This is a genomic window from Gilliamella sp. B3172 (assembly GCF_026536465.1).
GTDB lineage: Bacteria > Pseudomonadota > Gammaproteobacteria > Enterobacterales > Orbaceae > Gilliamella.
Genome location: NZ_JAFNOA010000011.1, coordinates 88336 through 102029, shown reverse-complemented (window position 1 = coordinate 102029; position 13694 = coordinate 88336). Strand labels below are relative to the sequence as shown.

General features: G+C 38.6%; 12 protein-coding genes and 4 tRNA genes. 2 read left to right on the top strand and 14 right to left on the bottom strand.

Annotated elements, in window-relative coordinates; translation table 11 throughout:
- From J3U37_RS11545 to tcdA, 7 genes are all read right to left on the bottom strand, one after another.
- Positions 1–85, bottom strand: an 85-nt coding sequence (locus J3U37_RS11545) for a GTP-binding protein (RefSeq protein WP_010312103.1), incomplete at its 3' end; no start/stop codon positions are given.
- Between the two features lie 183 nt (positions 86–268).
- A tRNA-Thr gene (locus J3U37_RS11540) sits at positions 269–344 on the bottom strand.
- Between the two features lie 3 nt (positions 345–347).
- Positions 348–422, bottom strand: a tRNA-Gly gene (locus tag J3U37_RS11535).
- 55 nt (positions 423–477) lie between these two features.
- A tRNA-Tyr gene (locus J3U37_RS11530) sits at positions 478–562 on the bottom strand.
- Between the two features lie 34 nt (positions 563–596).
- Positions 597–672 (bottom strand) — tRNA-Thr (locus J3U37_RS11525).
- 153 nt (positions 673–825) lie between these two features.
- Positions 826–3522 carry a bifunctional acetaldehyde-CoA/alcohol dehydrogenase gene (gene adhE / locus J3U37_RS11520; protein WP_267375009.1) on the bottom strand — a complete coding sequence of 899 codons (2697 nt, stop codon included), beginning with the start codon at positions 3520–3522 and terminating at the stop codon, positions 826–828.
- A 315-nt stretch (positions 3523–3837) separates the two neighbouring features.
- A complete protein-coding gene (tcdA, locus tag J3U37_RS11515; RefSeq protein ID WP_267375007.1) occupies positions 3838–4641 on the bottom strand; it encodes a tRNA cyclic N6-threonylcarbamoyladenosine(37) synthase TcdA in 804 nt (267 codons plus the stop codon).
- A 285-nt stretch (positions 4642–4926) separates the two neighbouring features.
- Here tcdA and J3U37_RS11510 point away from each other — a divergent pair, with 285 nt between their 5' ends.
- Entirely contained in the window at positions 4927–5931 is a 1005-nt protein-coding gene (locus J3U37_RS11510) for a dihydroxyacetone kinase subunit DhaK (RefSeq protein ID WP_267375005.1), read from the top strand.
- Between the two features lies 1 nt (position 5932).
- Positions 5933–6562 carry a dihydroxyacetone kinase subunit DhaL gene (dhaL, locus tag J3U37_RS11505; RefSeq protein ID WP_267375003.1) on the top strand — a complete coding sequence of 210 codons (630 nt, stop codon included), beginning with the start codon at positions 5933–5935 and terminating at the stop codon, positions 6560–6562.
- Positions 6563–6657: 95 nt separating this feature from the next.
- Here the strand turns inward: dhaL and J3U37_RS11500 are convergent, their stop codons facing one another.
- The 7 genes from J3U37_RS11500 to J3U37_RS11470 all read right to left on the bottom strand — a co-directional run bounded on the left by J3U37_RS11500 (position 6658) and on the right by J3U37_RS11470 (position 13692).
- The gene (locus J3U37_RS11500) at positions 6658–7320 is read right to left on the bottom strand and encodes a class II aldolase/adducin family protein (RefSeq protein WP_267375001.1); all 663 of its coding nucleotides are present in this window, start codon (positions 7318–7320) and stop codon (positions 6658–6660) included.
- A gap of 27 nt (positions 7321–7347) precedes the next feature.
- Positions 7348–9411, bottom strand: a complete 2064-nt coding sequence (locus J3U37_RS11495) for a BglG family transcription antiterminator (RefSeq protein WP_267374999.1) — start codon at positions 9409–9411, stop codon at positions 7348–7350.
- Between the two features lie 87 nt (positions 9412–9498).
- Positions 9499–10887, bottom strand: coding sequence for a PTS galactitol transporter subunit IIC (locus J3U37_RS11490; RefSeq protein WP_220218835.1), 1389 nt, complete (start codon positions 10885–10887; stop codon positions 9499–9501).
- Positions 10888–10897: 10 nt separating this feature from the next.
- Positions 10898–11176: a PTS sugar transporter subunit IIB gene (locus J3U37_RS11485; RefSeq protein WP_220218834.1), complete on the bottom strand. Its 279-nt coding sequence runs from the start codon at positions 11174–11176 to the stop codon at positions 10898–10900.
- Positions 11177–11185: 9 nt separating this feature from the next.
- On the bottom strand, positions 11186–11662 hold the full coding sequence (locus tag J3U37_RS11480; protein WP_065562052.1) for a PTS sugar transporter subunit IIA: 477 nt from the start codon (positions 11660–11662) through the stop codon (positions 11186–11188).
- 362 nt (positions 11663–12024) lie between these two features.
- Positions 12025–13380: a PFL family protein gene (locus J3U37_RS11475; protein WP_065735065.1), complete on the bottom strand. Its 1356-nt coding sequence runs from the start codon at positions 13378–13380 to the stop codon at positions 12025–12027.
- 42 nt (positions 13381–13422) lie between these two features.
- Positions 13423–13692, bottom strand: a complete 270-nt coding sequence (locus J3U37_RS11470; protein ID WP_065562050.1) for an ACT domain-containing protein — start codon at positions 13690–13692, stop codon at positions 13423–13425.
- Positions 13693–13694 lie beyond the last annotated feature (2 nt).

Below are 13694 nucleotides of genomic sequence, written 5' to 3'. Positions count from 1 at the left end.
TTAAAGTTGTTTTACCGTGGTCAACGTGGCCGATTGTACCAACGTTAACGTGGGGTTTTGTACGTTCAAATTTTTCTTTAGACATTGATAGTCCCTCAAATGTAATACAAATCGGTGGCAATTCACCACATTAACCAAGTATTATATTTAATATCAATATAATACTAACTTAAAATTAGCTCTGAATGATAACAGATAAAGCTATCGAGTGACAAGCTTTAAAGCAGCCAAATTCGATATTTTTAGAAGTTTAGGAGATTAACAAGAATGGTGCTGATAGGCAGATTTGAACTGCCGACCTCACCCTTACCAAGGGTGCGCTCTACCAACTGAGCTATATCAGCAATTGGAGCGGGCAGCGGGAATCGAACCCGCATCATCAGCTTGGAAGGCTGAGGTAATAGCCATTATACGATGCCCGCATGTTCAAACTCGGCTACCTAAATGCTTCAATTAGCAATTGCTAATGTTAGATGATGGTGGTGGGGGAAGGATTCGAACCTTCGAAGTGTGACACGGCAGATTTACAGTCTGCTCCCTTTGGCCGCTCGGGAACCCCACCCCGAATCTTTTTTAAATTTGTCTACTTAGGAAAATGGTGCCGGCTGCCGGAATCGAACTGGCGACCTACTGATTACAAGTCAGTTGCTCTACCTACTGAGCTAAGCCGGCCTAAGTGCTGCGCATTATGTACTAGAACATTTAAGCTTGCAAGCAAAAAAAACAAATTTTATTTTGTTTGATTAAAAAAAAATCAAAAATATAAAAAAAACCTGAAATATAGACTATTTCAGGTTTTTATTTAATCACATTAATAATTTTAGATTATTTGTTCTTAGTGGCTTTTTTCTTCGGTGCCGCTACACCTTTAGCCGCAGTGTGAATAGCAACATCTTCACTGATATCACCATGGTCTTTATAAGCACGGCCATAATAAGTATCGAGAAGAATTTGTTTTAACTCTGCAATTAATGGATAACGAGGATTTGCCCCAGTACATTGGTCATCGAAAGCATCAACTGCAAGTTGGTCTACTTGTGCTAAGAAAGCTTTCTCATCAATACCAAACTCTTTAATAGAGAATGGAATTTCAAGATCTTTTCTAAGTTGATCTAACCAACCAATTAATTTTTCAACTTTCTTCTCGTCGTTATCCGTTGCGGCAGTTAAACATAGATGATCAGCAATTTCGGCATAACGTCTAACCGCTTGTGGGTAACCATATTGGCTGAAGGTACCCTGTTTAGTCGGTTTATCTGTTGCATTAAAGCGAACAACGTTACTAATTAACATTGCATTAGCCACACCATGCGGAATATGGAAAGCCGCACCAATTTTATGCGCCATTGAGTGACATACACCTAAGAATGATTGAGCAAATGCTACACCCGCTAATGTTGCTGCACTATGGACTTTTTCACGAGCGAGAGGGTTTTTAGCGCCATCTCGATAGCTCGCCGGTAAATAGGCTTTTAATAAGCTTAATGCTTGTAACGCTTGACCGTCAGAAAACTCGCTTGCCATGATTGATACATAAGCTTCTAATGCATGGGTAACAGCGTCATAACCACCTGCTGCACAAAGCGATTTTGGCATATTCATCACTAAATTAGCATCTACAATTGCCATATTAGGCGTAATAGCATAATCAGCTAATGGATATTTTTGACCAGTTGCATCGTCGGTTACCACCGCAAATGGTGTTACTTCAGAGCCGGTACCGGATGTCGTTGTCACACAGATTAATTTAGCTTTTTTACCCATGTTAGGGAAGTGACAAGTACGTTTACGAATATCCATAAAACGCAATGCTAATTCATCAAATTTAGTTTCCGGATGCTCATAAAGTACCCACATAATTTTAGCTGCATCCATTGGCGAACCACCACCTAAAGCGATAACCGTATCCGGTTGGAAAGCAGTCATTGATTCGGTACCTTTACGCACAACACTTAACGTTGGGTCTGCTTCAACATCAAAGAATGTTTCACAAATTACACCATGTTCTTCAAGTTGGTCGGTAATTTGTTTAGAGTAACCATTGTTAAATAAGAATTTATCAGTGACTAAAAAGACGCGTTTAGCACCTTGCTCAATCACTTCATTTAAAGCAACTGGAAGTGATCCACGTTTAAAATAGATAGAACTTGGTAATTTATGCCATAACATGTTTTCTGCTCTCTTAGCGATTGTTTTCTTGTTGATTAAGTGTTTCGGACCGACATTCTCAGATACCGAGTTACCTCCCCAAGAACCACATCCTAGCGTTAAAGATGGCGCTAAATCAAAGTTATATAAATCACCAATACCACCATGAGCCGCAGGTTGATTGATCAAAATACGACATGTTTTCATTTTGCTGCCGAAGTAAGCAACACGATCACGATTGCTGTCTTGGTCAGTATAAAGCACAGAGGTGTGACCCATACCACCCATTTCAACTAATTTTTCGGCCTTTTCAACCGCTTCAGTAAAGTCTTTTGCTCTAAACATTGCTAACGTTGGCGATAGTTTTTCATGCGCAAATGGTTCAGATAGATCAACTTTACTCACTTCACCAACCAGTACTTTGGAGCCAGCAGGAACTTTGATTCCAGCCATTTCAGCAATTTTTGTTGCTGGCTGACCAACGATATTGGCATTTAATGCACCTTTATCATTTAAGATAATACCTTGTACCGCTTTTGTTTCTTTAGCATTTAAAACATAAGCACCATACTGAGTTAATAAATCACGGACTTGATCATATACTGAATCAACAACAACGATTGCTTGTTCAGAAGCACAAATCATACCGTTATCAAATGTTTTAGACATTAATACAGACGCTACCGCACGTTTTAAATCAGCAGTTTCATCAATAATTACTGGTGTATTACCGGCACCCACACCTAAAGCAGGTTTTCCTGAACTGTAAGCAGCTTTAACCATACCCGGGCCACCTGTGGCCAAAATAGCTGCAACATCGTCATGATGCATAAGCGCATTAGATAATTCGATAGAAGGCTCATCAATCCAACCGATAATATCTTTTGGCGCACCAGCTTTAATTGCTGCATTTAATACAATTCGAGCTGCTTCAATGGTTGATTTTTTTGCGCGAGGGTGAGGGGAAAAGACAATTGCATTACGGGTTTTTAAACTAATTAATGATTTAAAAATTGCCGTTGAAGTTGGGTTAGTCGTTGGTACAATACCACAAATTATCCCTAAAGGTTCGGCTAAAGTGATTGTTCCATACGGTTCATTTTCAGCCACAACACCACAAGTCTTGTCATGTCGATATTTATTTAGAATGTACTCAGCAGCAAATAAGTTTTTGATGACTTTATCTTCTACAATCCCCATGCCTGATTCTTCAACTGCTTGTTGGGCTAAAGGGATTCGAGCTGCGGCTGCGGCTGTCGCTGCGGCGACGAAGATTTTGTCCACTTGCTCTTGAGTATAAGTTGAATAAGTTTCTTGTGCTTTTTTCACACGTACCATTAACTCATTTAACTCATTCATGTTGGTTACTGCCATAGATTTCTCCTTGAAATTAAAAAAATAAATCTGGATCGTTTGGCGTCTTCCTTGAATTTAATGCCTAAGCATAACAACAAAACGAAATTGACGTTATCGTAAATCAGTTTATTACTTTATACAATAAGATAATGCACAAAAAACGAATGTTTTTAGCCGAAAAATCATAGCTATTATTAAGTAACCATATCGAGAAAATAAACCGACACTTTATACCGACGATATTCAAATACTAATTATATTAATCATGGACTTATCGTTTTCACGCAACACCGGCTAACCACTATCAAAAAAACGCCACTCACATTATGCAAACTAAGATGACTTAGGCTTGCTTAACTTATCTAATACATAACTTACTGCCACAAAACCAAAAGTCGCTGTCACGGTAGTAATAGCGCCAAATCCGGACTGACAATCCATTTTTTTGCTACCTTCAGCTTGGCTTTTAGTGGAACAAACCTGACCATTTTGAGCTGGATAAGTTAACTGCTCAGTCGAAAAGACGCACGCAATGGCATACTTACCTTTGCTATCTTTATTGAGTTTATAATCATTTTTTAAGCGCTCACGCAATTTAGCCGCTAACGGGTCTTGAACAGTTTTGGCTAAATCAGCAATTTTAATTTTGGTCGGATCTTTTTGCCCGCCAGCGCCACCAATGGTGATAACTTTTAATTTATTTCGCTTGCAGTGTGCTAAAAGCGCAGCTTTATCACGCACGCTATCAATGGCATCAATAATAAAGTTGAAGCGAGGGTTTTGTTTCGACCCTAAATAGTTTGCAACATTATCCGGACTGATAAAATCATCGATGACATTGACGATGCATTGTGGATTGATCTGTAAAATTCGTTCAGCCATAACAACAGTTTTAGCTTTACCAATATTGGTATTTAACGCATGAATTTGCCGATTAGTATTGGTGATACACACATCATCCATATCAATTAAGGTAATTTGCCCAATACCACTACGCGCAAGGGATTCGGCCACCCATGACCCAACACCACCAATACCAATGACACAAATATGAGCTTGTGAAAATTGCGTTAATGCCGCTTCACCATAAAGTCTTGCAATACCGCTAAAACGTTGAAAGTAGGATTCTGATTTCATAATTGATTATCGAAGGTGCTTATCGTTAAACACCCAACACTCCAAAAACTTGTTTACCAATAATAAAGATAATTTGCTTTGCTAACTAATTTATACATAAATAATGTCGATATATTCGTTTTCAAGGACTCAAGTTGCAATATATGCTTTGCAAGGCACTTTAAATGTACATCCCGATGATGCGCAATCAGTGGGATATTATTTGTCATTAATTGTATTCGTTTCAATTATTTGTTTTTCCTAAAATATCGCTGGTTAATTATGCTTAAAAAAGAGGAAAAGCAAATGCGCAAACCTAAAAAATTACTCAACGATCCTAACAATGTCAGGCAAGAAGTGATGCAAGGCTTAGTATATGGATATAATGGCAAACTCACTGCAATTCCAAACTACTTTGCCGTTTATGGCAATCACATCACAGATGATCAAGTTGTGGTTATTTCCGGTGGCGGTAGCGGTCACGAGCCAACTTTTGCCGGCTTTATCGGTGAAGGTAGCATTGACGGCTGTGCACTTGGCGAAGTGTTTACCTCACCCTCACCTGATCAAATAATCGAAGTGACCAAAGCCACACATCAAGGTCATGGCGCACTATTTTTATATGGTAACTATTCCGGGGACGGGATGAATTTTGATATTGCTGCCGAAATTTTAGCCGAAGAAAATGTTACCACCAAAACCATTCGCGCAACCGATGATATTGCTTCTGCTCCGCTTTCTAAAATCTCAGATCGTCGGGGCGTTGCCGGTATTATGTTTCTTTATAAAATAGCCGGCGCAGCAGCGCAATTGGAAAAATATGATCTTGACCAGCTTTATCAAGTCGTAGCAAAAGCCAATAATAACGTACGCACTATCGGTGTAGCGCTCAATGGTTGCGCTTTGCCTCAGTCGAATAACTTTAACTTTGAACTGGCAGATAACGAAATTGAAATTGGTATCGGTATTCATGGTGAAGCCGGTTTACGCCGTCAAACAATGACCTCCACCGACGATGTGGTTAAAGAGATGATAGATAGATTGTGTGACGATCTACCTTTTGTGCGTGCCGATCGGGTATGCGTACTGATTAATAACTTAGGTGCGATGAGTAATACCGAACTTTTAATCATTGCCAGAAAAGTCGGTATTGAACTCGATTCACGAGGCATAATCAGCCATGATATTGCCATTGGCCATTTTTGTACCTCATTGGAAATGTCCGGCTTTTCGATCACCTTAATGAAATTAGATCAGCAGTTACAACACCTTTATGACCTACCTTGCCAAACCTTAGGATGGAGAAAATAGAATGAACTTGTCACAACTACGTAAAATGATGTTATTTGTCGCCGAAAAAATGGTGGAAAGTGAACCAACATTAACCGCTTTAGATCAAATTGTTGGCGACGGCGATCATGGTATTGGTATGAAGCGAGGATTTGCGACATTAATAGTACTGTTACAAGATGATCAGTTTAAGCCAAACGATATTGGTGATTTTTTCAATCAAGTTGGTACAAAATTGATGACCAGTATGGGCGGGGCTTCCGGCGCAATATTTGGCACTTTATTTAGAGCTGGCGGTAAAAGTATTACTGGTGAGGCAGAATTTAATACCAGCACATTAGCAATACTACTTAATCAAGGTTGGCAAGCTGTCTATCAACGAGGCAATGCTAAACCGGGTGATAAGACCATGGTTGATGCTTTAGCAGCTGCGGCAACCAGCGCAAATGAATTATGCCAATTACCCTTGAAAGAGGCGTTACCTAAAATTGCCCAATCAGCAATGGAAGGCGCAGAGCAAACCAAACAGATGATAGCGGTATTTGGTCGAGCTAAAAACTTAGGTGAACGTGCTATTGGTCATATGGATCCGGGCGCTGTTTCAATGGCTTATATTTTAAAATATATGAATGAATATATTCAGATGTCTTAAAAAAATAAATCCGCTAACAGTGTTGGCGGATTTATTAACTTGTTTGTTTCTGTCATTTAAGCGTGACTTTTCCTCTCTTTCATTATCCACCTACCCTATTGTTTAAATTTTATTTGGGAAGGATATGCCCAACTTTGTAACTCTTGTGGCGGGAATCCACCCGGATCTTTACCACCATTAATCAACAATGCGTGATAATAAATCTCTGCCATTTCTTCAATGTAAGCCGCTTTTAATACCGCTTCATAGGGATCTTTATCCACCGCAATGGCGCCATGTTTTTCCATTAAAATGGCATCGGCTCGCTTAATTGGCTCAATGACACTAGTTGACAGTTCCGGCGTACCAGGGCGACCATATGGCGCAACCGGAATCACGCCGTCTTTTAAATTCAAAATAGCACACTCATAAACAACTGCCGGAATGGGCTTTGCTAATACCGCAAATGACGTTGCAAAAATTGAGTGGGTGTGTGAAACGGCAAACACATCCGGACGAGCCTTATAAATTTCCAAATGCATCAAACATTCACTAGTCGGTCTTAATCCGGATTGCGCTTCAATCACATTAGCATCTAGATCCATAACCACAATATCACGTGCGGTTAATAGTTGTTTATCAATGGTTGTTGGGGTAACTAGCACATAGCCGGTCTGTTTGTCCCGAACACTTGAATTACCTGCTTTATGTTTACAAAGTCCCCATTCACTGGATTTCTTAGCCATATCGACAACATATTGTTTTTGAATCTCTAACATTTTAACACTCCTTTTTAGGCAAAATATTCATTGATAGCGGGCAAATAATTCCCAAATTTCTTGATTATTTTTGGCTTGGCGTAAATGGGTTGAACCGTCATGAAGTTCTAATAGCTCATTTAATTGCGCCAATGCTTTAAGATGTTTTTGTGGATTGTTGGTCGCTAGCACTACAATTAAATCGGCTTGCATATAGCCACCAATATCGATTTTGTCGGGTAACCTAAGTAGCGACATGGCAACTTGATTGACACCATCATCAATACCGGCATGCGCAATAATTAACCCTTCAACCAGCATAATGTAGGGCTGTTCAAATTGGATTTTATTGATCATTCGTTCCAGATAATAACGTTCAACAAATTGCCCGTTTAATAGTGGTTTAGCCGCTAATTCCAGTGCCTGTTGCCATGAAATATCGGCTGTTTGGGCAAGGTAGATATGCTCTTTTTGCATTAAATCCGCCAACGAAGGGATCTCTTGTTGGTTGATTCGTAGCGGATTGTCATTGAGTTCATCATTATACAGGTAGGCGGTAAGCTCTTTTTGTAGCGCCTTTCTGTCTTTTATATGGGTGAACTTTTCAACAATTAACATCAGTTCTTCAACTTGGATAATGCTTGGGTCAATCCCTTGTAATGTGCCAATAACTTGGTTACGTAATGCATTTTTATGCAAATTATTCAACGAAGGGTTAACAATAAAGAGCAGTTTATCGGTGGATAAATGTGAGGTTGAAAAAACAATGTCATAATAGTGTTTATACTTTTCAAACTCTCGTTTAGACATGGCATCAGAAAAGTGAAGTTCCGGAAGCAACACCTGTAAAGTCAAATATAAGTAAGTAGAGACTGTGGCGCTATTTTCACAAACAACTATGGCAATTTTCTTTGTTTTAATTTGGTTAATTAGCCCTTCTCGTGTTAACCAGCCGCCTAATAAAACGGTAATAAACGCCACTTCCTCATCCGGCATATTACAATGCAGTATCTTTTCAAACGGCGCTATGGCTTTACGTACCATTTCATGTAAATGCCCGAACTCTTGCAAAACAATATCGTAAACACTGTTGATGTTGGTAATATGGTAACGGATGCGATAATAGGCCGGTTTCCAGTGTTGATAAATACGTTCAATTAATTCACTTTTGTCCTGAAAGGTAATACAGCTGATCTGTTCAAAATTATCGATAACTTCAACTGCACTCTCTAATAACACGGCATCGAGATGAAAATATTTGTCTGATAATGTTTGGATATTGGAACTTTGTACCAATACCGTTAAAAAAATCTGCTCATTCAGATCGGTAATGCCAAAGCGTTCAATTAATTTTTTCATTAATTGAAAATCACGACTGTTTGCTACATCGGTATAGTTTTCCGGCAATAACTCTATTTTTTTGTTGGTTTCAATTCGGTGTAGCATAAAACCAATAAAATAGGTTAATTCTTGCAGTTGTTCATCGGTAAAAACAATTTTTAATTTTCGTTCAATTTCACTAAACACTTGTCCGACTTGTTCTAATCGGCCTTGAGTAATAATCTTATTGTGCCGAAAAATTTTATCGGCTATTGGCATATTAATGATGCGATGAATTAACTTTAATAATAAATAGCGCTTATTAATTTCTGTGCCAACAATGCGATAACCATTTTCACGATCATAAGTTACCTGCATATGATATTGATCGAGCAGGGTTTGCACTTTTTTAATGTCATTAATCACCGTATTTTGGCTAACGGTCAGCGCTGAGGAGAGATGAATTAATGACAAGCGCTCAGTTCTGGTTAATAAAAAAAATAGCAGTAGATGCACTCTTTCATCTTCTGAATAGATATATCGACCAATAGAAAGCGAGACGGGTTCGTCTCTAAAGGTTTCAATCACGACTTTAGGAATGCTAAATTTTCCGGTTTTAAATCGTTTAATTAATTCAAGATTTGATGATTCAAGAAAATCATTAATCTTTTTTAAGGTATAACTAAGCTGTTTACGGGTTAACCCAAATTTATTTTGCAGCTCTACGCCACTGACACTTGGATTTTGAATTAATGCATTTAAAACAGCATGAATTCTTTTATCAACAACCATATAATTATTAGCCTCTTGCTCGTTATCTGATGATAACGAGCATTACCATCAGTTTGTACTAATTACCTGTTTACAAATAGTCCAGTTTTACTCATCTATTTTCAGATCAACACTATCTTGTTGTGCCTCTTTTTTCAGTTCACGTGCATAAAAGAAATAGCCAGTGCACCAATAAATAGCCAATATCAATGGAACAAAATAGCCTTGTAAACATTGCCATATAAATGAAAATGCATAAGTAAAGACAGGTGCATCAATAGAGCTGTTAGAAATAAGTTGGTTGTTTGGAATATCAATCGCCTTAGTGGCTAAGCCTAAATCGGTAATAATTGGCGCAAATTGCGTTCCGACAAACAGAAAAAATGGCACACCGATGATAGCTAAAATCACCATTCTTAATGTATTGCCTTTGGTTAAAATATAAGCTGGCACAACCAGTGCGATATTAATAATGCCGGCAAATGGTAAGATTTTATTGCCGGGTAAAATTACTGCCCAAATTAAGGTGATAGGAATGGCGACAATTAAAGTAAACCAGATTTCACTTGCTCCACCCATAAACGGCCAATCAAGACCAACAAACAGTTTACGACCGGCAAAGCGTTTATTCATATAATCGCTGATCGCTTCGGATATCGGGGATAGCGCCTGCATAAATAATTTTGAGATCATCGGGAACAGCATTAAAGCGGTCGCCGCTTGTACTCCTAGCATTAAAATGGCCGCCACATCATAACCAGCAATAATCCCAAAAATGACACCTAATAAAAATCCGATTACGTGATTTTCAGCAAATACCCCTAGTTTAGAACGCAAGGTTGCTGCATCCATTGGCTTATTCAAAGCGGGGATTTTGCGTAGTAGAAGATCAAAAGGATAATAAATAGCACTGAAAAATAGCATTCGGTGCGTACAAGTTACGCCCGGAATACCGGTTAACTTTTCGATTCGATGCTGATTAATATCACCGGAATTGAGTTCTAAAATAATTTGCAACGTTGCAACAACAAAAGCCAATATCAGCGCAATTATTCCGCCCACAAGTGGCGTTGCTACGGCAACAACAATAAAGGCAGTAAAAATTTTACCCCATACATTCCATAAATCAGCATTAAACGTATCGGTCTTTTTCAATACCAGCATTAAGATATTGACGCCTACTTGCAGTGGAAACATTAAAAAAGCATATGGCCAAGCCCACGAAACATTTGCCATTGTTGTCCAACCACCGTCAACAATACTAAGCTCAATACCGGTTCGCTCCATCATGGTTTGTGCAGCAGCGCCTATTGCGCCAACCATAAAACCAATCAGCATACTCATTCCAACAAACGCAACACCTAGCGTAATGGCAGCCGATGCCCCGTCTCGAAATTTCATACGTACAATTAAGCCCGCAATGAGCATTATGATAGGCACAAATACCGGTGCACCTAAATTCAAAATATAATTTATAACTGTTCCAAGAAAGTCCATAATTACACTCCTATTTGCAGGCATCGATAATTTTTTGTAGTTCTGCATCCATATTTATTCCGGTTAAAAAAGCAATGCCATTAATAACCGGGATAGGATATGTTTTCTCAATTTTGGTAATGGCAATGTATGCCGCACTGTTTTTAATGTGAGAATCTACCGACTTAAGATCGACAACTTCCACTTTAATATCATTAAGATTTCTCTCTTTTAATAAGCGTGTCACCTTACTTGCAACCGTTTGTGATGTGGCCACTCCACTCCCACATGCAACAATAACCTTTTTCATAATGCCTCCTTATAACTGGATATTTGACGTCAATAAGTTAAAAACTTCATGTTCTGTTTTTGCCTGATATAGCGCCTCTAAAAAACATGAATTTACCAAGCAGGACATCAATTTTTGTAATAAATCAATATGTCCATCTTTTTGGTTAAATCCCAATAGAAAGATAAAATTAGCATCTAAAACATGATCATTATTTGCCATTTCACACCAAGGGATTGTTCCTTTCACTCGAGTAAAGAAAATGAATGGTCTAATAACATGTTCGATATCAGTATGTGGCATTGCCACCACATAAGGTTTGGTCGGTAAAGCGGTCGGAAATAAAGACTCTCGGTGTTTAATCGCTTCTAAGAATGTTGGATTAACATAACCACCACGTTGTAGAATTGAAAAAGTAAAATCAAAAAATTGATTTGAATTTTGGAAGTCTCTATCTAACACAATCAGATCGTTACAAAACAGCTGGTTATTAGATTCATTTTCCATTTCATCCTCCATCATTATGTCGTTAGTCATTTTTAAATCGGGCTGATTTTGATGACTAACTCATACAGTAATTATTTGATGTCATTGATTTTAGGAAATTAAAACAGCGCAGACTATTGGATTTGATACCAAAAAATATCCATAAAATTGCACATCATAGGGATAAAAGTTATCGCTAAAAAAATGCGAGAAATATCTGAGAATAGTTATACCAAGTTAGATAGTTAGATAGTTAGATAGTTAGATAGTTAGATAGTTAGATAGTTAGATAGTTAGATAGTTAGATAGTTAGATAGTTAGACAATTGTGATTCTGCTATTAGCAATTTAATAGACAGAATCACAATAAGTATTGAAGGTTATTTAATTTTTGAAAGAGTGAATTGGTGCCGGAATTCGTCCGCCACGATGAATGAAATCAAATGAACTGAATTTACTCACCGGCATCACAGGAGCATGACCGAGTAATCCACCAAACTCAATATTATCACCCACCTTTAATCCCGCAGCCGGAATAATCCGCACGGCAGTGGTTTTGTGGTTAATGACACCGATTGCCGCTTCATCAGCAATAATAGCAGAAATCGTTTCAGCGGAGGTATCACCCGGTATAGCTATCATATCAAGACCAACTGAACACACACAGGTCATGGCTTCGAGTTTTTCCAGATTAAGTGCCCCGCAATTAACCGCATCAATCATGCCGGCATCTTCTGAAACGGGTATAAAGGCGCCACTTAAACCACCGACATGACCACACGCCATTACGCCGCCTTTTTTAACGGCATCATTTAACATCGCCAAAGCTGCCGTTGTGCCATGTGTGCCGACAACTTCCAGTCCCATTTCTTCTAAAATATGCGCAACCGAATCACCAATCGCCGGCGTCGGTGCGAGCGATAAATCTACGATACCAAATTTCACACCTAAGCGCTCTGATGCTTCTTTTCCAACTAATTGCCCCATACGGGTAATTTTAAAAGCAGTTTTTTTAATCGTTTCGGCAACCACATCAAAAGGTTGACCTTTTACTTTCTCAAGCGCACGTTTAACAACGCCCGGTCCACTAACGCCGACATTGATCACACAATCGGCTTCACCAACACCATGAAATGCGCCAGCCATAAAAGGGTTGTCTTCAACGGCATTGGCAAATACAACTAATTTTGCACATGCCATACTGCTATTATCAGCGGTTAATTCCGCCGCTTGTTTGATAATTTGCCCCATTTGCTTAACCGCATCCATATTGATACCGGTTTGAGTTGAGCCAACATTGACCGATGCACACACCCGCTCAGTTTGAGCCAGCGCTTGCGGAATGGATTTAATTAAAATCTCATCCCCTTTGTGATAGCCCTTTTGTACTAAGGCAGAAAACCCACCAATAAAATTAACGCCAACGGCTTTAGCTGCACTATCAAGGGTTTTAGCAAAGGCAACATAATCTTTATCATCACTGGCGCCGGCAATTAATGACATTGGCGTGACGGAAATACGTTTATTGATAATAGGGATGCCAAATTCGGAAGTGATTTGATCCCCAACTTTGACAAGATCTTTAGCTAATGTCGTTATTTTGTCATAAATTTTTTGGCGAGCTTTCTCACCATTACTATCGATACAATCAAGGAGAGAAATACCCATGGTTATTGTGCGGATATCAAGTTTTTCTTCCTCAATCATTTTAATTGTTTCGAGGATCTGTTTTGTTTCCATTAGTCCTATCCTTAAGTAAGAAATGTAGAATTAGAATTGAAATTACAAACGATGCATAGCATCGAAAATCTCTTCTCGCTGAATATTTACTTTTACCTTGAGTCTGTCGCCTGTTTGCGTTAACGAAGTTTTAACTTCATCAAACGAGACTTTTATTTTGGATAAATCAAGCAACATAATCATGGTAAAATATTCATCCATAATCGTTTGGCTCACATCTAAGATATTGATATCTAATTCAAACAGTTTTTGACTAATTCCCGCAATTATTCCGGTTTGGTCTTTTCCAATGACAGTTAAAATCGTTTTCATCA

Coding starts and splice junctions, on each gene's coding strand:
- adhE (WP_267375009.1), bottom strand. CDS start 3,522: ATGGCAGTAACCAACATGAATGAGTTAAATGAGTTAATGGTACGTGTG.
- tcdA (WP_267375007.1), bottom strand. CDS start 4,641: ATGAAATCAGAATCCTACTTTCAACGTTTTAGCGGTATTGCAAGACTT.
- J3U37_RS11510 (WP_267375005.1), top strand. CDS start 4,927: ATGCGCAAACCTAAAAAATTACTCAACGATCCTAACAATGTCAGGCAA.
- dhaL (WP_267375003.1), top strand. CDS start 5,933: ATGAACTTGTCACAACTACGTAAAATGATGTTATTTGTCGCCGAAAAA.
- J3U37_RS11500 (WP_267375001.1), bottom strand. CDS start 7,320: ATGTTAGAGATTCAAAAACAATATGTTGTCGATATGGCTAAGAAATCC.
- J3U37_RS11495 (WP_267374999.1), bottom strand. CDS start 9,411: ATGGTTGTTGATAAAAGAATTCATGCTGTTTTAAATGCATTAATTCAA.
- J3U37_RS11490 (WP_220218835.1), bottom strand. CDS start 10,887: ATGGACTTTCTTGGAACAGTTATAAATTATATTTTGAATTTAGGTGCA.
- J3U37_RS11485 (WP_220218834.1), bottom strand. CDS start 11,176: ATGAAAAAGGTTATTGTTGCATGTGGGAGTGGAGTGGCCACATCACAA.
- J3U37_RS11480 (WP_065562052.1), bottom strand. CDS start 11,662: ATGGAAAATGAATCTAATAACCAGCTGTTTTGTAACGATCTGATTGTG.
- J3U37_RS11475 (WP_065735065.1), bottom strand. CDS start 13,380: ATGGAAACAAAACAGATCCTCGAAACAATTAAAATGATTGAGGAAGAA.
- J3U37_RS11470 (WP_065562050.1), bottom strand. CDS start 13,692: ATGAAAACGATTTTAACTGTCATTGGAAAAGACCAAACCGGAATAATT.